We start from the raw sequence: 18,437 nt of genomic DNA, 5'->3' as shown, positions 1-18,437 counted from the left end.
GGGCTGCTTTGCAGCCCCGGCTATCTGTCAGGCCCGGACATACCGCTGGCGCAGCACATCACTGAAGGCATCCACCAGCAACACCAATACCAGCATCGCCATGATCACCGTACTGGCCTGGGCCTCCTGGAACAGGCTCAGGGTGGTATAGAGCATCTGCCCCAGCCCCCCTGCCCCGACAAAGCCCAGCACACTGGCCATGCGAATGTTGTTCTCCCAGCGGTACAGGCTGTAAGCGAGCAACTGCGGCCACAGATTCGGCAAAGTCCCGAAACAGAACGCTGCCACCTGCCCACCGCCCTGCAGGCGAATGGCCGCGGCAGGCTCTGCCGGCGCATTCTCCAGCGCCTCGGCGAACAATCGCCCGAGCACCCCAGACGTGTGCAGCGCCAAAGCCAAAGTACCGGCATTGGGCCCCAGGCCCGCCGCCAGTACCGTCAAGGCAGCCCACACCAACTCCGGAATGGCCCGCAGGGCATTGAGCAACAGCCGCGCCAGCGATTGCAGCGGCCAACCGAAGCGCCCCGCTGCGGGCAAGGCCAACAGCATGCCGAGGAGCATCGCCAGCAAGGTGCCCAGCCCGGACATCGCCAAGGTCTCCATGGCCCCTCGCCCAACAGCCTGCAAGTGCTCGACGGACAAGTCCGGATGCAGGAAACGGCCGGCATACTCGCCCATCTGCCCCAGCCCGCCATTACCCACCAACGCATGCAGGTCCAGCTCCAGATAACCGAACGACGCCACCACCGCCGCGAAGATGGCAACGATCACCAGCAGGTTGATCACCCGGTTCATGCCAGCCTCCCCCGCAGCAAGCGGCTAAGCAGATCGGCCAGCAGCACCAGGCCAAAGAACGCCAGCAGCATGCTCGCCACCTCGCCCCCGGCGAACATGCGCATCGACAGGTCGATCTGCTGCCCCAGCCCGCCAGCACCGACAAAGCCCATCACCACCGAGGCGCGCACGGCGCATTCCCAGCGGTAGACGGTGTAGGACACCACCTCCGCCGAAGCACTGGGCAGGATGCCGTAGAAGAATGCCGTCAACCGGCCGCTGCCAGCCTGCAACAAGGCATGCGCCGGGCGCTGGTCGACCGATTCGAAGATTTCCGCATAGACCTTGCCGAGCATGCCGCTGTAGGTGATGGCAATGGCCAGTACCCCGGCGGTCGGCCCCAGGCCCACGGCCCGCACGAACAACAGCGCCCAGACGATCTCCGGCACGCTGCGCAGGAAAATCAGCAAGCCACGCACGGGCAGGCGCAACAAGCGCGACCACGGCCCGGCCCGGCCACCACGGGAAGCGGCGCGCAGTGACAGCGCACGGCTGGCCAGCAGGCTGGTCGGGACTGCCAGCAACAGCGCCAGGGCCATGCCAGCAGTCGCCACGGCCAAGGTCTGCAAGGTGGCGTCGTACAGCAACTTGAGGAATTCGGCACTGTGCGCTGGCGGCCAGAAAGCGCTGGTGAAACTGGCAATCTGCTGCCGGTTCTCCGCCTGCAGCAAAACGCCAGGGTTCAGTTCACTCAATTGCAGCCCAGGCCACAGCACGGCCAACGCCAGCAAGGTCAGCAACAAACGCGGCAACGTGGCCGGGTCGCGGGCATCGGCCTTCAGCATCGTGGAATCTGCACAGTCAGGGTCGGCCCCTGGGCTTGCGCAGGCGAGCCCAGTTGCTCATTGGCGTACAGCGCATCCAGCAATTGCTCGGTCACCGCCTCGGCCGGGCAGTCGAACGCCACCTGCCCTTCACGAATACCGATCACCCGTGGAAAGTGCGCCAGCGCCAGGTCCACTGCATGCAGGCTGGCCACCAGGGTCACACCATTGGCCACGGCATGGCGATTGAGCAATGCCAAACTGTGATCGGCCAGCACTGGGTCCATTGCCGACACCGGCTCATCGGTCAACAGCACTTCCGGCCGTTGATACAGCGCCCGGGCAATGCCGACCCGCTGCAACTGGCCGCCGGACAACTGCCCGCACTGGACGAACAGCTTGTCGGCCAGGCCCAGCTCGGCCAAGGCCTGACGCGCCCCCGGCACATCGGTCGGATACACCAGGTTGAGCAGGCCACGCAGCAGGCCCCACTGCCCCAGGCGCCCCGCCAGTACGGCTGTCACCACGCGCTGGCGGGGTGGCAAAGGCGGCGCCTGGTGCACCAGGCCAATCCGTGCACGCAGACGCTGACGCGCCGCCGCTGACAGCGCCCAAGGCTGCTCACCGAACAGTTCCAGGTGCCCGCTGCTGGGCTGCACGGCGGTGGCCATCAGGTGCAGCAGGCTGGACTTGCCGGCCCCCGAAGGGCCGATGATCGCCACCCGCTCACCCTTGGCGATGCTCAGGCTGATCGAATCGAGCGCGCGGACCTGGCCGTGGCGCAGGCCGGCGCCGTGTACATGAATAGTCACTTGAGCAGGCCGGCCTCACGTGCGGCTTGCTCGGTGCCCGCATAGTTCTCAGGCTTGGTCTCGATGAAGCGGCTGGCCGCCTGCAGGTCGAGGATCGCCTTGTGCTCCGGGTTGGCCGGGTCAAGGTCGAGGAAGGCCTTCTTGATCTTCTCTTTCAGCGCCGGGTCCATGTTGCCGCGCACGGTCCAGTTATAGTCGTAGTAGGCCGGCGTGGTGGCGAACACCTTGACCTTGCTGGTATCGACCTTGCCGGCATCGACCAGCTTTTGCCAGACACTGGCGTTGAGCACGCCGCCATCGACCTTGCCAGCCTGCACCCAGGCTACGGTCGCGTCGTGGGCACCGGAATAGGCCACACGGCTGAAGTAGCTCTCAGGCTTGATGTTGTCTTCCTTGAGCATGAAGTAGCGCGGCATCAGGCTGCCTGAGGTAGACGAGATAGAACCGAAGGCGAACGACTTGCCCTTGAGGTCGGCCAGGCTCTTCACGGCCGGGTTGGCGGTGATGAACTTGGAGGTGAACTGGGCGTCCTGCTCACGCTGCACCAGCGGTGTGGCAGTCGGGTCTTTCAGGTGCACCTGGACGAAGGTGAATCCCCCCAGCCAGGCCATGTCCAGGCGGTTGCTGGCCAGCGACTCGACCACCGCCGGGTAGTCAGCCACCGGTACGAACTTCACCTCCATGCCCAACTGCTTGGACAGGTACTTGCCCAGTGGCTCGAACTTGCGCAGCAGTTCGGTCGGCGCTTCGTCGGGAATGGCACTGACCCGCAGGGTATCGGCAGCCTGGGCGACTACGGCACAGCAGGACAGCACGAGGCCGGCGGCGAGCGCCAGGGGGCGTTTGAGCATGGGAGTTCTCCGGTTCAATAGCGGGGAAAGTGCCGGCAACGCGCCGACCGTGGGAATTATAAGAGGCGCAGGCGCAAAGGCCAGCTTTGCTACAATCGCGCAACAAATTGATCCCCTGAGGTGCATATGAGCGAGCCGATTCGCCTGACCCAGTACAGCCACGGTGCTGGCTGTGGCTGCAAGATCTCCCCCAAGGTGCTGGATGTGATCCTCGCCGAAAGCGGCGCCCAGGCCCTGGACCCGAAGTTGTGGGTCGGCAACGCCTCGCGTGACGACGCCGCCGTGTATGCCCTGGACGACGAGCGCGGGGTGGTATCGACCACCGACTTCTTCATGCCGATCGTCGACGACCCGTACGACTTCGGGCGTATTGCCGCAACCAATGCCATCAGCGACATCTATGCCATGGGCGGTGACCCGCTGATGGCCATCGCCATCCTCGGCTGGCCGGTCAACGTGCTGCCACCGGAAGTGGCCCGCGAAGTGATCCGCGGCGGCCGCGCCGTGTGCGCCGAAGCCGGCATCCCGCTGGCCGGCGGCCACTCCATCGACGCGCCGGAGCCGATCTTCGGCCTGGCGGTCACCGGCGTGGTCAGCAAGCGCCACCTCAAGCGTAACGACACCGCCACCGCTGGCTGCCGCCTGTACCTGACCAAGCCACTGGGCATCGGCATCCTCACCACCGCCGAGAAAAAGGCCAAGCTGCGCGAGCAGGACCAGGGCCTGGCGCGCGACTGGATGTGCACGCTGAACACCCCGGGCAGCCGCTTCGGCAAGCTCGGCGGGGTCAAGGCGATGACCGACGTCACCGGCTTCGGCCTGCTCGGCCACCTGGTGGAGCTGGCCGAAGGCAGTGGCCTGACTGCCAAGCTGGACTACGCTGCGGTCCCGCGCCTGCCCAGCGTCGACCACTACCTGGCCGAAGGCTGCATCCCTGGCGGCACACTGCGCAACTACGACAGCTACGGGCACAAGCTCGGCGCCTTGACCGACGAGCAGAAGCACCTGCTGTGCGACCCGCAGACCAGCGGCGGCCTGCTGGTTGCCGTGGCCCCTGAAGGCGAAGCCGAATTCCTGGCAGTGGCAGGCGAACTGGGCCTGAGCCTGGCGCCGATCGGCCAGCTGGTCGAGCGACAGAGCCACGCGGTCGAGGTGAACTGATGCGCCCCGACTGCACCGACTTCCGCCAACTGTTCCTCGACGACGCGCCGATGATGGACATGCGCGCGCCGGTCGAATTCGCCAAGGGTGCCTTCCCCGGCACCGTCAACCTGCCGCTGATGACTGACCATGAGCGGCAGAAGGTCGGCACCTGCTACAAGCAGCAGGGCCAGGCCGCCGCCATCACCCTCGGCCACCAGCTGGTCAGCGGCGCGACCAAGCGCGAGCGCCTGCATGCCTGGGCCAGCTTTGCCAAGGCCCACCCGGATGGTTACCTGTACTGCGCCCGCGGCGGCCTGCGCTCGCTGATCGTGCAGCAGTGGCTGCGTGACGAGGCCGGCATCGACTACCCGCGCATCAAGGGCGGCTACAAGGCCATGCGTACTTTCCTCCTGGAAACCACCCAGCAGGCCGTCGAGCAATGCGATTTCGTGCTGGTCGGCGGCCTTACCGGCACCGGCAAGACCGATGTGCTGCACCAGCTGAACAACGTGCTCGACCTCGAAGGCCATGCCAACCATCGTGGCTCCAGCTTCGGCAAGCGCGCCACCGCCCAGCCGGCGCAGATCGACTTCGAGAACAAGCTCGCCGTCGACGTGCTGAAGAAGCGTGCCCGTGGCATCGAACAGTTCGTACTGGAGGATGAAGGCCGCATCGTCGGCAGTTGCTCGGTGCCGCTGGAGCTGTACCAGGGCATGCAGCAGTACCCGATGGTGTGGCTGGAAGACAGTTTCGACAATCGCGTCGAGCGCATCCTGCGTGATTACGTGATCAACCTGTGCGCCGAGTTCGTCGACGTGCATGGCGAGGAAGACGGCCGCCAGAAGTTTGCCGCGCGGATGACGCAAAGCATGAGCAACATCCACAAGCGTCTTGGCGGGGAGCGCTTCCAGCGCTTGTCAGCCATGTTGAACGAGGCGTTGGACGAGCAACTGCGCAGTGGCGCGGTTGACCTGCACCGGGGCTGGATCGAAGGGCTGCTCAAGGAATACTACGACCCGATGTACGCCTACCAGCGTGAAGCCAAGGCCGAGCGGATCGAGTTTGCCGGGGAAGCAGTGGCGGTGCGCGAGTATCTCAAGGCCCGCGCCCAACGTTGATCGCGGCGCGCCCCTCCTGTGGGCGCTAGCCTCAGGCAAGGTCACTGCCCGGGGCTGAGCACCCGCTCCAGCTCCGCCGCCCGCTCGCGGGTCATGTCCAGCATGCACATGCCGCCTTCCAGCTGCGCCAGGGTGCCGCCACTGGCCTGCACGTGGAACTTGCAATTGGCGTCGCGATAGCCGATCCACTGCCGCTGCACATCGCGCAGGCTCTGTTGCGGCGCGGAGTCGAGCTTGGCCATCAGTTGCTTGTAGACCCGGTTCAGGCGCTGGTCCTGGAGTTGGGTCTCGGCCTGGATGCAACTGCTCATGGCCTGCGTGCTGGAGGCTTTGTCCATGCATTGGTTGTAGGCCGGGGAGTTGTCGTCGGCCTGCGCCAGCGGCGCCAAAAAGGCCAGGAGCATCAGATATCGCGGGTTCATCGCAAATCCCTTCATAGCGTTTGTACTGGCTCAGGCGGCATCAACACCTTTCCTGGCTCGAATTGCAGCGCTGGCATCTGGGTCGCCGCATAAGCGGCCACGGCCAGCGCCGCAATCAGGGCGACATCCAGCCAGTTCCAGCCCGGCACATCGTCGCTGCTGCGTGCAATCCAGCACTGCCAGGTCTGGCCCAGACAAAATACCGTGATCGCCGCCAGCCACAGGTAGAAACCTGCGCCGAAACCGGTGCGGTTGGTGAATTCATAGCTGATGTTGTCTGGCAGGCGTTCGATGCCAAAGCAGCTGAAAGCCAAGTACAACGCCCCCAGCCCGAGCAGCAACGCCAGCCGGCGAAAGCGTCGATGGCAAAGGATGGCGACCGCCAGCAGCGGGTTGGCGAACCACTGGAACATGCCGAAGGGGATGCCCCAGGGGCCGTACAGGAACATCTGCAGCGCTGGCATGTGCCGGCCGGCGCTCATCAGGGCACCGTCGAAGGCCAGGCTGAGCAGGTATAGGGCAAGGCTCAGGGTCAGGTAGAAGGCCGGTAAACGGGCGGCCAGGGTCATGCGACTGGCGGCTCCAGCAGCAGGCCGTAGATACCTGAGTCGGTCAGCTCGCCCGCCACGCACCAGCGCGCCCGCAACGTGCCCTCGAGGACGAAGCCCTGGCGTTCGAGGGTACGGGCCGAGCCCTGGTTACGCGGGTCGATCTCGCCTTCCAGGCGGCGCATGTGCAGGGTGTGGGCGATGTAGTCGATGAAGCAGGTCAGTGCTTCGTCCATGTAGCCCCTGCCCTGCACGGCGCTGGCCAGGCAGTAACCAATCTCGCCGCGGCGTGAGACATCGTCGATGTTGAACAGCTGGACCATGCCGATCAGTTCGCCGTTGTCTCGGCGGTACATGCCGAGCTTGAGCTGGTCGCCATTGGTGTAGGCTTCGCGGTCGGCGGCCAGGGCGCTTTCGGCTTCGGCCAGGTCTTGCCAGGGGGCATGGTGCCAGTAACGCATGACCTCGGGGTCGGCCATGATCTTCAGCCACTGCGCAGCGTCGGCGTGGCGCATCGGGCGCAACTGCAGGCGCGGGCTGTCGAGGCAGAGGTCAGTCGGGAAACTGCGGGGTGGGGTCACGCCGGATCTCCTGTCCATTGCTGGGGAGATGACAGTTTAACGTTATGTGGGGGCTGCGGGTGTATGTCTTGGGGTTTGCGGTGGGGCGGAAACCGAGCGCCGCGCGGGCGGCGCTCGATCTCAAGAGCGCAGCAACTCTACCGGCGAACCCACCAAAGGGCCCACAAGCAGGCGAAAATGGCTCAGGCCACCTCAGCCCCATCATCCGGCCAATGCGGCTCGTTGGCCCCCGGCGGGGTCAGTGGTGGCAGCCCATAGGCCGCCCGCGCATCGTCACAGCTGGGGTTATGCACACCACCCACCCACGACGCCTCGAACTCGCGGCACGGGCTGGAACGGTTGGCGTAGATGCTGCACGCCACCTCGGTACCAATCTCGCCCTGCAGGCTCACGCAGCGGCAAGGCTTGGCGTCGGTGCCGATCATGGCAACGCGGGTGGGGTTGATCTGTACCACCAGGTCATCCGGCACTACGCCGCCGGCAGACTGGCATTCGCCCCAGAAGAAGGACACACGGAAGTACCCGCAGCAGGCGCCGCAGTCAAGGCAAGGGTTGTATTCGGACATGAGGGCACGGAAGGAAGGTTGTTGTTATCGGGGCTGGGCCCGCGCGCCATTTGTAATCGAAGCCAGGTCGGCTGAGAAGAGGGGTAACGCAAAAATAGTTTGCCGTTGATCCGACGGGCCCAAGCCCGCCGAAGCGGGCCCGGGCGACGCGTTACTTCTGGATCAACCCGTCGGCACGGAACATCTGGCGGATACCGCGAATCGCCTGGCGAATGCGGTCCTGATTCTCGATCAGGGCGAAGCGCACATGGTCGTCGCCGTAATCACCAAAACCGATGCCCGGCGACACGCAGACCTTGGCCTCGGCCAGCAGCTTCTTGGAAAACTCCAGCGAACCCAGGTGCGCATACTGCTCCGGGATTTTCGCCCACACGTACATCGACGCCTTGGGGTTCTCGACCATCCAGCCCAGCTCGTGCAGGCCCTTGACCAGCAGGTTGCGGCGCTGGCGGTACTGCTCGGCGATGTCACGCACGCACTGCTGGTCGCCTTCCAGCGCGGCAATGGCCGCCACCTGCAGCGGGGTGAAGGTGCCGTAGTCGTGGTAGCTCTTGATCCGCGCCAGGGCGCTGACCAGCTCGGGGTTACCGACCATGAAGCCGATCCGCCAGCCGGCCATGTTGTAGCTCTTGGACAGGGTAAAGAACTCCACCGCAATGTCCTTGGCGCCCGGTACCTGCATGATCGACGGGGCCTTCCAGCCGTCATAGACGATGTCGGCGTAGGCCAGGTCGTGCACCACCAGCACGTCGTACTGCTTGGCCAGGGCCACCACGCGCTCGAAGAAATCCAGCTCCACGCACTGGGCGGTGGGGTTGGACGGGAAGCCGAGGATCATCATCTTCGGCTTGGGGATCGACTCGCGGATCGCCCGTTCCAGCTCGTTGAAGAAATCCACCCCCGGCACCAGTGGCACCGAGCGCACCTGGGCACCGGCGATCACGGCGCCGTAGATGTGGATCGGGTAACTCGGGTTGGGCACCAGCACGGTGTCGCCGTGGTCGAGGGTGCCGAGCATCAGGTGCGCCAGGCCTTCTTTCGAGCCGATGGTGACGATGGCTTCGCTTTCCGGGTCGATGTCGACCTCGTAGCGTTCCTTGTACCAGTTGGAGATGGCCCGGCGCAGGCGTGGAATGCCGCGTGAGGTGGAATAACCATGGGTGTCATCACGCTGGGCGACCTGCACCAGCTTCTCGACGATGTGCGGCGGGGTCGCGCCATCGGGGTTGCCCATGCTCAGGTCGATGATGTCCTCGCCACGGCGGCGGGCAGCCATCTTGAGTTCGGCAGTGATGTTGAAGACGTAAGGGGGGAGACGATCGATGCGCGCGAAGCGGCGCGGCGAACCTGGATTGGCCATGGTTTCCTCTGCAGACGTAAGCGCCCGGAACCGTCCGAGCGACGCTGGCCGCTGCGGCGGCCTGATTCAGAAGATAGTGCCGAAACAGGATGCCTGTAAAGGACAATTTCCTGTTTTGTTAGAACTTTTCAGATGTATTTTTTGAAAATGAAAGATTTATGTTTCCACGCCAGAACAGGAAAAACAGGCATGAAAAAACCCGGCACAGTGGCCGGGTTTTCAGTGAAGCACTCGCCTCGATCAGCGCGCGTAGGTCATCAGCACGTCCGCAGCGGTCTGGCTGTCCACACCCATCATCACGCTCAGGGCAGTGACGGTGAGGATGGAGAAGCCGAACACCTTGCGCGCCCACTTGCTGTCGTCCTCGGCCTTGTAGCCACCCCAGGCCATGTACAGCCAGTACAGGCCCATGGCAGCTGCCACGGCCAGGTAGCCGAGGCCGGCGTAACCGCCGAGGGTGAGCATCAAGGTGGCGAGCAGGAACGCCAGCACGTACAGCACGATCTGCTTCTTCGCTGCGAGAACACCACGTGCCACCGGCAGCACCGGAATGTTGGCAGCGCTGTAATCCTTGAAGCGGAAGATCGCGATGGCAAAGCTGTGCGGCATCTGCCACAGGCTGAACATCACCAGCAGGGTCACAGCAGCCAGGTCGAAGCTGTTGCTCACGGCGCAGTAGCCGATCACCGGAGGCATGGCACCAGACAGGCTGCCGACCAAGGTGCCGTGCACCGATTTGCGCTTCAGCCAGAGGCTGTAGAAACCGACGTAGACGATGAAACCGATCAGCGCGCAGAACGCCGACAACGGGTTGGCCTGCACATACAGCAGGCTGAAGCCCGCCACCCCGAGGAGGGTGGCGTAGACCAGCGCGAGGGTCAGCGACATGCCGCCCTGCACCATGACGCGGTTCTTGGTGCGTTCCATCTTGTGGTCGATGTCACGGTCGATGCAGTTGTTGAACACGCATCCGGACGCCACCACCAGCGAAGTACCGATCACCACCGCCAGGAACAGGGCGAAGTCCACATGGCCCTTCGAGGCAAGGAAGAAACCGCCTGCCACGGAAAGCACGTTACCGAAAATGATCCCCGGTTTGGTGATTTGGATAAAGTGCTTAACGGACATGCAGTCTTACCTCACTTGGCCATCATTTCGAAGTGGATGCTGAACATGATCCACAGCGACAGGCCGACCAGCAGAGCGATTACCAGCGCGGTGAACAGGAACGTCGACACATTGGAACGCTGCTCTTTCGAGCGGTCCATGTGCAGGAAGTACACGAGGTGTACCACTACCTGAATCACGGCCATGGCCACGATGATCAGAACGGTCAGGTTCTTCGGCAGGCTTGGCGACATGGCCAGCCCAAACGGGATCGCGGTCAGGATGATCGACAGGATGAAGCCGATCATGTACGACTTGACGCTGCCGTGGTTACCTTCGTGATGAGTGTCGTGTGCGTTAGCCATTACAGAACCCCCAGCAGGTAGACGACGGTGAATACGCAGATCCAGACCACGTCCAGGAAGTGCCAGAACAGGCTCAGGCAGCTCATGCGGGTCTTGGCGGTCGGCGTGATGCCGTGCTTGTTGATCTGGTACATCATGATTGCCATCCAGATCAGGCCGGCGGTCACGTGCAGACCGTGGGTACCTACCAGGGCGAAGAAGCCCGACAGGAAGCCACTGCGGGTTGGGCCGAAGCCCTCGCCGATCAGGTGATGGAATTCATAGATTTCCATCGCGATGAAGCCGGCACCGAACAGGAAGGTCACAGCCAACCAGCCCAGTACGCCCGCTTTCTTGCCGTCGAACATCTTCAGCATGGCGAAGCCGAAGGTGATCGAGGACAGCAGCAGGAACAGCGTTTCAACAGCTACGAAGTCGAGCTGGAAGATGTCGTGACCCGACGGGCCGCCGGCAAAACTGCCGGACAGCACCGCGTAGGTAGCGAAGAGCGACGCAAACAGGATGCAGTCGGTCATCAGGTACAGCCAGAAACCGAGGACGGTCATCTGGCCCGAGTCGTGGTGGTGGTCATCGTGAGCATGGTCATGACCATGCGCGCCACCGTGGATTACTTGACTGGACATTGATTACACCCGTTCAAACGATTCGACACGTGCGCCGGCAGGCAGAGCACCTGCTTTGGCCAGCGCTTTGAGACGCTCGCCTTCGATGCGCGCCACTTCTTCGGCCGGAACCATGTAGCCCTGGTCGTCACGCGCAGCGTGGCGAACGAAGACTGCGATGGTTGCCAGCAGGCTCGCGCCAACCAGCCACCAGATGTGCCAGATGAAAGCGAAGCCGAAGACAGTCAGGAACATACCCATGAACAGACCGGTAGCGGTGTTGTTCGGCATGTGGATCGCTTCGTACTTGCCCGGCACCTTGTAGGCAACACCGGCTTCCTTGGCTTCGTTCCAGCAGTCCAGGCCAACTTTTTCTGGCATGTGGGCGAAGTTGTAGAACGGAGGTGGCGACGAGGTCGACCATTCCAGGGTACGGCCGCCCCATGGGTCGCCGGTCACGTCCAGGTTCTGCTCGCGATCGCGGATCGAAACGACGATCTGGATCAGCTGGCAGGCGATACCGAACAGGATCAGCACGGCGCCGACTACGGCTACGTACAGGTAGGGTTCCCACAGTGGGTTGTCGGAGTGGTTCAGACGACGGGTCATGCCCATGAAGCCCAGGGCGTACAGCGGCATGAACGCTACGTAGAAACCGGAGATCCAGAACCAGAAGGCAGCTTTGCCCCACTTCTCGTTCAGCTTGAAGCCGAACGCTTTTGGCCACCAGTAGGCGAAGCCGGCGATGTAGCCGAATACCGCACCACCGATGATCACGTTGTGGAAGTGAGCGATTACGAACAGGCTGTTGTGCAGCACGAAGTCAGCACCTGGAACAGCCAGCAGAACGCCAGTCATGCCACCGATCGAGAAGGTGATCATGAAGCCCAGGGTCCACAGCATCGGTGCGGTGAAGCGCACACGGCCCTGGTACATGGTGAACAGCCAGTTGAACAGCTTCACACCGGTCGGAATGGAGATCAGCATCGTCGCCAGGCCGAAGAAGGTGTTGACGCTGGCGCCGGCACCCATGGTGAAGAAGTGGTGCAGCCATACAGCGAAGCCCAGAACGGCGATGGCGCCCGATGCGTAGATCATCGAGTGGTGGCCGAACAGACGCTTGCCGGAGAAGGTCGAAGTCACTTCCGAGAACACGCCGAAGGCCGGCAGGATCAGGATGTAAACCTCAGGGTGACCCCACGCCCAGAACAGGTTGACGTACATCATCGGGTTCCCACCAAGCTCGTTGGTGAAAATGTGGAAGTCCAGATAACGGTCAACAGTCAGCAGAGCGAGTGCAGCGGTCAGGATCGGGAACGAAGCCACGATCAGCACGTTGGCCCAGGTGCAGGTCCAGGTGAAGATCGGCATGTCCATCAGCTTCATGCCAGGTGCGCGCATCTTCATCACGGTGACGAGGAAGTTCACGCCGGTCAGTGTCGTACCCAAGCCTGAGAGCTGTAGCGCCCAGATGTAGTAGTCAACACCCACCCCAGGGCTGTACTGAATGCCCGCGAGCGGCGGATAGGCAACCCAGCCGGTCTTGGCGAATTCACCAACGCCCAGCGAGATGTTGACCAGCAGCACGCCTGCCAGCAGCAGGTAGAAGCTCAGCGAGTTCAGGAACGGGAAGGCAACGTCACGTGCACCGATCTGCAGAGGAACCGCGAGGTTCATCAGGCCGGTGAAGAACGGCATCGCCATGAAGATGATCATGATCACACCGTGAGCGGTGAAGATCTGGTCATAGTGTTCAGGCGGCAGGTAGCCTTCGGAGCCACCGGTAGCGGCAGCCAGCTGGGTACGCATCATGATGGCGTCGGCAAAGCCGCGCAGCAGCATGACCATCGCGACGACGATGTACATCACCCCGATTTTCTTGTGGTCGACGGTGGTCAACCACTCGGTCCACAAGTAGGTCCACTTGCGGAAATAGGTGATAGCACCAACGACAGCAATACCCCCGAGCGCGATCATGGCAAGCGTCACCATGACTATCGGCTCGTGGAAGGGTATCGCCTCCAGGGTTAATTTACCGAACATCTCTTACTCCTCTGCACCGGCAGCTGGTTGCATACTCGATTCCACACCCTTGGTTGTGGCCAGATCTTTGCTGCCTGCTTCTTCGTGGACCGGCTTGCCGCGGTTCATGCCTTCGTACTTGTCGACGATGGTCTGGAACAGCTCTGCTGGTGCCTCGCTGTACAGCGCGACTGGGTTGTATTCGCTAGGCTTGGCCAGAGCTTCGTACTCGGCCTTGCCCAGTTTCAGTGGCGACTGCTTGACCTCGGCGACCCACTTGTCGAAGTCTTCCTGAGAGGTTGCAGTGGCCTTGAATTTCATGCCGGTAAAGCCAGCGCCGCTGTAGTTGGCACTGATACCGTCGAATTCGCCGTTTTCGTTGGCGATCAGGTGCAGCTTGGTGGTCATGCCGGCCATGGCGTAGATCTGGCCACCCAGGCCCGGGATGAAGAACGAGTTCATCACGGCGTCGGAGGTGACGCGGAAGTTGACCGGGACGTTAGCCGGGAAGTTGATCTTGTTGACCGTGGCAATGCCCTGTTCCGGGTAGATGAACAGCCATTTCCAGTCCAGCGCGACCACGTCGATCTGAATCGGCTTCACGTCCGAATCCAGCGGACGGTATGGGTCCAGCTTGTGGGTCGACTTGTAGGTGACGTAACCCAGGGCGATGATGATGATGATCGGGATGATCCACACCGCGGCTTCGATCTTGGTCGAGTGCGACCAGTCGGGGGTGTAGGTGGCGGCCTTGTTGGAAGCACGGTACTTCCAGGCGAATGCCACGGTCATGATGATGACCGGAATCACCACCAGCAGCATCAGGCCGGTAGCGATCAGGATCAGGTTCTTTTGCTCAATGCCGACCTGACCTTTCGGGTCGAGCAGGGTCCAGTTGCACCCACTGAGTAAAAGCATGCCTAAAAAGGGCAATATGCCAAACAGTCTGGGGTAACGCTTTTTACTCATCTCACGACCTCTAGATCAGCTTGCTTCAATGCAATTTGTGTTTTGGTAGCCAACACTTCGTCCTGCCAAGTGCGGCATTTCGCGCCCGTACTCGCTCCTGCCCGGGCCCGACTGCAGGACCTTGGCGCAAAGCGTGTTAGCGGTGCTTATGGTTTCGTAGGCAACAGGCCTGTACTTCAGACCAAGTCCATTTGGTGCGGGAAAACGCGGAGGGGGGTCCGCCCGGTATCGCCGTTGGGCGAAACTTGACGAAGTCAGCAAAAAGGAGCGCTGGGGCTTCCTTCAATCCTGCGACTCGCAAGCAGTGCCGAACGGAAATTGGGGGCGATTGTAGATAGGTCGCCAACCCTTGACTATGACTTATTGAGCAACAGTCTTTTACAGGATCCGTAACAATACCGCTCTACAAATCAACTTCGCGACAGTTTGTCGCACCCCGCTTGCTAGCCCTCAAACCCGCATTACGCAAGGCTTCGAGGTTGATCTGGATCAAGCGGGAGAGGACTTTTTGCTCTTCTCATCCGGTGTAAAAGACCACACCGAAATCGGGACTTATGTCTAAGACTGGCGCCGGTTGCGGTAGATGCCGAACGGTACCAGGATGGCGGTCAGGACGAACGCCACCAGTGCCCACTGCGCCAGCGACAAACCGAGGATCGGCGGGTATGGCGTGCTGCAGAAGCCGTCGACCTGGAACGCCAGCGGCCAGAGCTTGGCCAAGGGCAGGTCATCGACGATCGGTTGCAGGGTATCGATGCCGCAACTGACCATGGGGTTGGCGAGTATATACACATGGTTGCCAGCCGCAATGATTCCGCCAATGGCACTCACCACCACCAGGCCCTCGAACAGGGTCAGGCTGCGGCGCCCGGGCATGGCGGCGGCAATGAACGCGAAGATGGCGATAAAGAGCAATGCATAGCGTTGCAGGATGCACAGCGGGCAAGGTGCCTCACCCAGTACCACCTGCATGTACAGCGCACCGCCAATCAGGGCGAGGCAGATCACCCCCAGCAGCACCAGAAAGCGCCGTTCGCGGTTCAGGCGCGATGTTTGTTCGTTCATTGCCGATTCCTTCGATGGATAGGTGGCAGCGTGGTCCGCCCGCCTGAGTGCAATTCTACACGCAGGCATGGCCCCTTAGCGTGTCGAGGAAGCGGCGAGACAGCACTGCGCAGGGCTATCCGGAGATGCTGTGACCGGCTGCAGCGACGTCGGTTCAACGTCGGCCGGTAAAAAAGCGGCTGCCCGGGTGCCGCGCAGGGGCATGCCCCTCGACACCCGGGAGTGAAGGATACAGTGATTAAAGGAGGATTAAAGGTGAAAGGTGCCCGAGGCACCTTTCATCTTTCCTTATATATAGGCAGGAAGTCTTGATCGGCCCTTTCGCGGGCAAGCCCGCGAAGAGGCCGGCACGGTCAATACATCACTCCAGGGCAGCCGCCGGCCCGAAGAACTCATAGCGGCTCTGCTGTTCCGGCACACCCAGGCCCTTGAGCTGGCGCTTGACCGCCGCCATGAAGCCCTTGGGCCCAAGGAAGTAGGCATCCACGTCACGCCCGTGCGGCAGCCACTCGGCCAGCAGGTCTTCGCTCAGCAAGCCCACGGCATCGGCGGCCGCGCCACCTTCCGCCTCGGCGTAGCAGTAGAAGCGCTTGAGCTGCGGATGACGCTCGGCCAGGCCGTCGACCCAGTCGCGGAAGACATGTACGGCCCCGTTGCGCGCACAGTGGATGAAATGCACTTCACGCGGAGTCTGCAGTGCCGCCTCCAGCATGGCCAGGGTCGGGGTGATGCCCACACCACCGCTGATCAGCACCAGCGGCTTGTCGCTGGCCGCCAGGGTAAAGTCACCCGCCGGCGGGAACAGCTGCAGCGTATCGCCCACCAGCAACTGGTCATGCAGGTAATTGGAGACCTTGCCGCCCTCCTCGCGCTTGACACTGATGCGGTATTCCTGGCCGTCGCACAGGGCCGACAGCGAGTAGTTGCGGCGCTGCTCGGCACCGTCGATGAACAGCTGCAGGCCGATATACTGGCCAGGCTCGGCCTTGAGTACCGGCAGGCCATCCACCGGGGCGAAATAGAACGAGGTGATTTCAGTGCTTTCCTGCTCGCGACGAACCACGCGGAATTCGCGGGCACCGCGCCAGCCGCCAGCGGCTTCTTCCTTCTGTTTGTAGAGGCCTTCTTCGGCGCCGATCAGGATGTCGGCCAGCTGGCCATAGGCAGCGGCCCAGGCAGCGATCACCTCAGGGGTGGCGATTTCCTTGCCCAGCACTTCTTCGATGGCGCGCAGCAGGCAGCTGCCGACGATCGGGTAGTGCTCCGGCAGAATCTGCAGGGCAACGTGTTTGTTGATGATCTGGCCGACCAGGCCACCGAGCTGCTCCAGCTGGTCGATGTGACGGGCATACATCAGCACGCCATTGGCCAGCGCGCGCGGCTGGTCGCCACTGGCCTGGTGGGCCTGGTTGAACAGCGGGCGTACCTCTGGGTACTCGCTGAGCATCATCTTGTAGAAGTGGGTGGTCAGCGCTTCACCACCGGTTTCCAGCAGCGGGACAGTGGCTTTGATGATTGCACGTTGTTCGGCATTGAGCATTTGCGACAACTCCTGAGCCTGAGGCTTCAAATGGTTGCCCTTGCTATTACAGCAATCGTGCCAACTTTTTTCGCCAATGAAATCAGGGCATTGACGCCTATCATGTCAAAACGACCTACTCCGGCGTATAGTCAAATCGACCAATAGGAGTCCATATGACTACAAAGCCGTTGCTCACCACCTTGCTCCCCCTGGTCAGTGACCTGTCCCGCGACTTGCCCGATCAGGAGCGCTACCGCCGCCTGCTGCAGGCCATGCGTGGGCTGCTGCCCTGCGATGCCGCCGCACTGCTGCGCCTGGAGGGTGAATGGCTGGTGCCGCTGGCCGTCGATGGGCTTTCGCCAGATACCCTGGGCCGTCGCTTCAAGGTCAGTGAACACCCGCGCTTCCAGATCCTGCTCAGCCGCCCGGAGCCGACTCGCTTTGCCAGCGACTCCGAGCTGCCCGACCCTTACGATGGCCTGGTCAACGCCCCTGACGCCGACCTTGAAGTGCACGACTGCATGGGCTGCCCGCTGATGGTTGACGAGCGCCCGTGGGGCCTGGTTACCCTCGACGCCCTCACCCCCGGCCAGTTCCAGAGCCTGGAGCTGGACGCCCTGCAAGCCTTCGCCAGCCTGGCCGCTGCCACCGTGACCGTGGCCGAACGCATCGAGCACCTGGCCCTGCGCGCCGAGGACGAGCACCACCGCGCCGAGCTCTACCGCCAGGCCAGCGGCCAGGACAAGGAGCTGATCGGCCAAAGCCCGGCGCACAAGCGCCTGCTGGAAGAAATCCGCCTGGTCGGTGGCAGCGAGCTGACCGTGCTGATTACCGGCGAAACCGGCGTGGGCAAGGAACTGGTGGCCATGGCCCTGCACCAGGCCAGCAACCGCGCCGACCAACCCCTGGTCAGCCTCAACTGCGCAGCCCTCCCCGATACCCTGGTGGAAAGCGAACTGTTCGGCCATGTGCGCGGCGCGTTCACCGGTGCCCACGGCGAGCGGCGTGGCAAGTTCGAACTGGCCAACGGTGGCACGCTGTTTCTTGATGAAGTCGGCGAATTGCCACTGACCGTGCAAGCCAAGCTGCTGCGCGTGCTGCAGAGCGGCCAACTGCAACGCCTGGGCTCGGACCGCGAACACCGCGTCGATGTGCGCCTGATCGCCGCCACCAACCGCGACCTGGCCGCCGAGGTGCGCACGGGCAACTACCGCGCCGACTTCTACCACCGCCTCAGCGTGTACCCGCTACAGGTGCCACCGTTACGCGAACGAGGGCGAGATGTGCTGCTTCTTGCCGGCTATTTCCTCGAACAGAACCGGTCACGCCTGGGCTTGAACAGCCTTCGGCTGAGCAGTGAGGCGCAAGCGGCACTGCTGGCGTATGACTGGCCGGGCAACGTGCGCGAGCTTGAACACTTGATCGGTCGCTCGGCCCTCAAGGCCATGGGGCAACACCCGCAACGCCCACGTATCCTCACCTTGGAAGCTAGCGACCTCGACCTGCGACCCACTCAGCCAACTGCGACTGCCCCCCTTTCCCCGGCCCCGCCCGCGCCCCTTGCGATACCTGCCGGTGGTCTGCGCGAAGCTACCGATGACTACCAGCGACAGATGATCGATGCCTGCCTGCAACGTCATGAGGACAACTGGGCCGCGGCGGCCCGCGAGCTAGGGCTGGACCGTGCAAACCTGAGCCGCCTGGCTCGTCGCCTGGGGCTTCGCTGAACCAGCAACTCACTAAAGGACTATCCGTAAAGCCATCTGGTGGCAATCCGCTGGGCTGC

General features: G+C 62.7%; 19 protein-coding genes. 3 read left to right on the top strand and 16 right to left on the bottom strand.

The features are described 5' to 3' along the window. Window positions 1-27: 27 nt before the first annotated feature. The 4 genes from phnE to ABE528_RS12590 are packed head-to-tail and all read right to left on the bottom strand — an operon-like array spanning window position 28 to window position 3,261. Complete coding sequence (gene phnE / locus ABE528_RS12605; protein ID WP_346653148.1) at window positions 28-795, bottom strand: phosphonate ABC transporter, permease protein PhnE; 768 nt, start codon at window positions 793-795, stop codon at window positions 28-30. Next, window positions 792-1,619, bottom strand: coding sequence for an ABC transporter permease (locus tag ABE528_RS12600; protein WP_346653147.1), 828 nt, complete (start codon window positions 1,617-1,619; stop codon window positions 792-794). The genes phnE and ABE528_RS12600 overlap by 4 nt, the downstream gene beginning before the upstream one ends. Next, window positions 1,613-2,410, bottom strand: a complete 798-nt coding sequence (locus ABE528_RS12595; RefSeq protein ID WP_346653146.1) for an ATP-binding cassette domain-containing protein — start codon at window positions 2,408-2,410, stop codon at window positions 1,613-1,615. Before ABE528_RS12595 ends, ABE528_RS12600 begins: the two co-directional genes overlap by 7 nt. Then, window positions 2,407-3,261: a putative selenate ABC transporter substrate-binding protein gene (locus ABE528_RS12590; protein ID WP_152956680.1), complete on the bottom strand. Its 855-nt coding sequence runs from the start codon at window positions 3,259-3,261 to the stop codon at window positions 2,407-2,409. The genes ABE528_RS12595 and ABE528_RS12590 overlap by 4 nt, the downstream gene beginning before the upstream one ends. Before the next feature lie 126 nt (window positions 3,262-3,387). On the opposite strand from ABE528_RS12590, the gene selD reads away from it, so the two are divergent. Continuing rightward, a complete protein-coding gene (selD, locus tag ABE528_RS12585; RefSeq protein WP_152956679.1) occupies window positions 3,388-4,422 on the top strand; it encodes a selenide, water dikinase SelD in 1,035 nt (344 codons plus the stop codon). After that, window positions 4,422-5,522, top strand: a complete 1,101-nt coding sequence (mnmH, locus tag ABE528_RS12580) for a tRNA 2-selenouridine(34) synthase MnmH (protein WP_346653145.1) — start codon at window positions 4,422-4,424, stop codon at window positions 5,520-5,522. Before selD ends, mnmH begins: the two co-directional genes overlap by 1 nt. 41 nt (window positions 5,523-5,563) lie before the next feature. Here the strand turns inward: mnmH and ABE528_RS12575 are convergent, their stop codons facing one another. From ABE528_RS12575 to hmpA, 12 genes are all read right to left on the bottom strand, one after another. After that, complete coding sequence (locus ABE528_RS12575; protein WP_346653144.1) at window positions 5,564-5,944, bottom strand: lysozyme inhibitor LprI family protein; 381 nt, start codon at window positions 5,942-5,944, stop codon at window positions 5,564-5,566. Between the two features lie 11 nt (window positions 5,945-5,955). After that, a complete protein-coding gene (locus tag ABE528_RS12570; protein WP_346653143.1) occupies window positions 5,956-6,513 on the bottom strand; it encodes a hypothetical protein in 558 nt (185 codons plus the stop codon). Further along, window positions 6,510-7,073, bottom strand: a complete 564-nt coding sequence (locus ABE528_RS12565; RefSeq protein WP_254483275.1) for a GNAT family N-acetyltransferase — start codon at window positions 7,071-7,073, stop codon at window positions 6,510-6,512. The genes ABE528_RS12570 and ABE528_RS12565 overlap by 4 nt, the downstream gene beginning before the upstream one ends. 182 nt (window positions 7,074-7,255) lie before the next feature. Continuing rightward, entirely contained in the window at window positions 7,256-7,639 is a 384-nt protein-coding gene (locus ABE528_RS12560; RefSeq protein WP_346653142.1) for a YkgJ family cysteine cluster protein, read from the bottom strand. A 151-nt stretch (window positions 7,640-7,790) separates the two neighbouring features. Further along, a complete protein-coding gene (gene alaC, locus ABE528_RS12555; protein ID WP_152956610.1) occupies window positions 7,791-8,999 on the bottom strand; it encodes an alanine transaminase in 1,209 nt (402 codons plus the stop codon). A gap of 240 nt (window positions 9,000-9,239) precedes the next feature. Then, window positions 9,240-10,127, bottom strand: coding sequence for a heme o synthase (gene cyoE / locus ABE528_RS12550; protein WP_110638487.1), 888 nt, complete (start codon window positions 10,125-10,127; stop codon window positions 9,240-9,242). Window positions 10,128-10,138: 11 nt separating this feature from the next. Beyond that, window positions 10,139-10,471: a cytochrome o ubiquinol oxidase subunit IV gene (gene cyoD / locus ABE528_RS12545; protein WP_027920307.1), complete on the bottom strand. Its 333-nt coding sequence runs from the start codon at window positions 10,469-10,471 to the stop codon at window positions 10,139-10,141. Next, the gene (cyoC, locus tag ABE528_RS12540; protein WP_027920308.1) at window positions 10,471-11,094 is read right to left on the bottom strand and encodes a cytochrome o ubiquinol oxidase subunit III; all 624 of its coding nucleotides are present in this window, start codon (window positions 11,092-11,094) and stop codon (window positions 10,471-10,473) included. The genes cyoD and cyoC overlap by 1 nt, the downstream gene beginning before the upstream one ends. A 3-nt stretch (window positions 11,095-11,097) precedes the next feature. After that, window positions 11,098-13,116 (bottom strand): cytochrome o ubiquinol oxidase subunit I, encoded by a 2,019-nt coding sequence (gene cyoB / locus ABE528_RS12535; protein ID WP_027920309.1) that lies wholly within the window; start codon window positions 13,114-13,116, stop codon window positions 11,098-11,100. A 3-nt stretch (window positions 13,117-13,119) separates the two neighbouring features. Beyond that, the gene (gene cyoA, locus ABE528_RS12530; protein WP_152956609.1) at window positions 13,120-14,064 is read right to left on the bottom strand and encodes a ubiquinol oxidase subunit II; all 945 of its coding nucleotides are present in this window, start codon (window positions 14,062-14,064) and stop codon (window positions 13,120-13,122) included. A gap of 558 nt (window positions 14,065-14,622) precedes the next feature. Further along, window positions 14,623-15,129, bottom strand: coding sequence for a disulfide bond formation protein B (locus ABE528_RS12525; protein WP_346653141.1), 507 nt, complete (start codon window positions 15,127-15,129; stop codon window positions 14,623-14,625). A 361-nt stretch (window positions 15,130-15,490) separates the two neighbouring features. Continuing rightward, window positions 15,491-16,669: an NO-inducible flavohemoprotein gene (gene hmpA / locus ABE528_RS12520; RefSeq protein ID WP_346653140.1), complete on the bottom strand. Its 1,179-nt coding sequence runs from the start codon at window positions 16,667-16,669 to the stop codon at window positions 15,491-15,493. Window positions 16,670-16,824: 155 nt separating this feature from the next. On the opposite strand from hmpA, the gene norR reads away from it, so the two are divergent. Beyond that, window positions 16,825-18,378: a nitric oxide reductase transcriptional regulator NorR gene (gene norR / locus ABE528_RS12515; RefSeq protein ID WP_346653139.1), complete on the top strand. Its 1,554-nt coding sequence runs from the start codon at window positions 16,825-16,827 to the stop codon at window positions 18,376-18,378. The last annotated feature ends 59 nt before the right edge of the window (window positions 18,379-18,437 follow it).

The sequence above is a fragment of the Pseudomonas sp. TWI628 genome (genome assembly GCF_039673865.1).
Lineage (GTDB): Bacteria > Pseudomonadota > Gammaproteobacteria > Pseudomonadales > Pseudomonadaceae > Aquipseudomonas.
Note: the sequence above shows the minus strand (reverse complement) of the source record. Positions and strands in the feature narration are given on the sequence as shown.

Excerpts from the sequence above, each read along its gene's own strand:
- phnE (WP_346653148.1), bottom strand. The coding sequence starts at position 795 with ATGAACCGGGTGATCAACCTGCTGGTGATCGTTGCCATCTTCGCGGCG.
- ABE528_RS12600 (WP_346653147.1), bottom strand. The coding sequence starts at position 1,619 with ATGCTGAAGGCCGATGCCCGCGACCCGGCCACGTTGCCGCGTTTGTTG.
- ABE528_RS12590 (WP_152956680.1), bottom strand. The coding sequence starts at position 3,261 with ATGCTCAAACGCCCCCTGGCGCTCGCCGCCGGCCTCGTGCTGTCCTGC.
- selD (WP_152956679.1), top strand. The coding sequence starts at position 3,388 with ATGAGCGAGCCGATTCGCCTGACCCAGTACAGCCACGGTGCTGGCTGT.
- mnmH (WP_346653145.1), top strand. The coding sequence starts at position 4,422 with ATGCGCCCCGACTGCACCGACTTCCGCCAACTGTTCCTCGACGACGCG.
- ABE528_RS12575 (WP_346653144.1), bottom strand. The coding sequence starts at position 5,944 with ATGAACCCGCGATATCTGATGCTCCTGGCCTTTTTGGCGCCGCTGGCG.
- ABE528_RS12570 (WP_346653143.1), bottom strand. The coding sequence starts at position 6,513 with ATGACCCTGGCCGCCCGTTTACCGGCCTTCTACCTGACCCTGAGCCTT.
- ABE528_RS12560 (WP_346653142.1), bottom strand. The coding sequence starts at position 7,639 with ATGTCCGAATACAACCCTTGCCTTGACTGCGGCGCCTGCTGCGGGTAC.
- alaC (WP_152956610.1), bottom strand. The coding sequence starts at position 8,999 with ATGGCCAATCCAGGTTCGCCGCGCCGCTTCGCGCGCATCGATCGTCTC.
- cyoE (WP_110638487.1), bottom strand. The coding sequence starts at position 10,127 with ATGTCCGTTAAGCACTTTATCCAAATCACCAAACCGGGGATCATTTTC.
- cyoD (WP_027920307.1), bottom strand. The coding sequence starts at position 10,471 with ATGGCTAACGCACACGACACTCATCACGAAGGTAACCACGGCAGCGTC.
- cyoC (WP_027920308.1), bottom strand. The coding sequence starts at position 11,094 with ATGTCCAGTCAAGTAATCCACGGTGGCGCGCATGGTCATGACCATGCT.
- cyoB (WP_027920309.1), bottom strand. The coding sequence starts at position 13,116 with ATGTTCGGTAAATTAACCCTGGAGGCGATACCCTTCCACGAGCCGATA.
- cyoA (WP_152956609.1), bottom strand. The coding sequence starts at position 14,064 with ATGAGTAAAAAGCGTTACCCCAGACTGTTTGGCATATTGCCCTTTTTA.
- ABE528_RS12525 (WP_346653141.1), bottom strand. The coding sequence starts at position 15,129 with ATGAACGAACAAACATCGCGCCTGAACCGCGAACGGCGCTTTCTGGTG.
- hmpA (WP_346653140.1), bottom strand. The coding sequence starts at position 16,669 with ATGCTCAATGCCGAACAACGTGCAATCATCAAAGCCACTGTCCCGCTG.
- norR (WP_346653139.1), top strand. The coding sequence starts at position 16,825 with ATGACTACAAAGCCGTTGCTCACCACCTTGCTCCCCCTGGTCAGTGAC.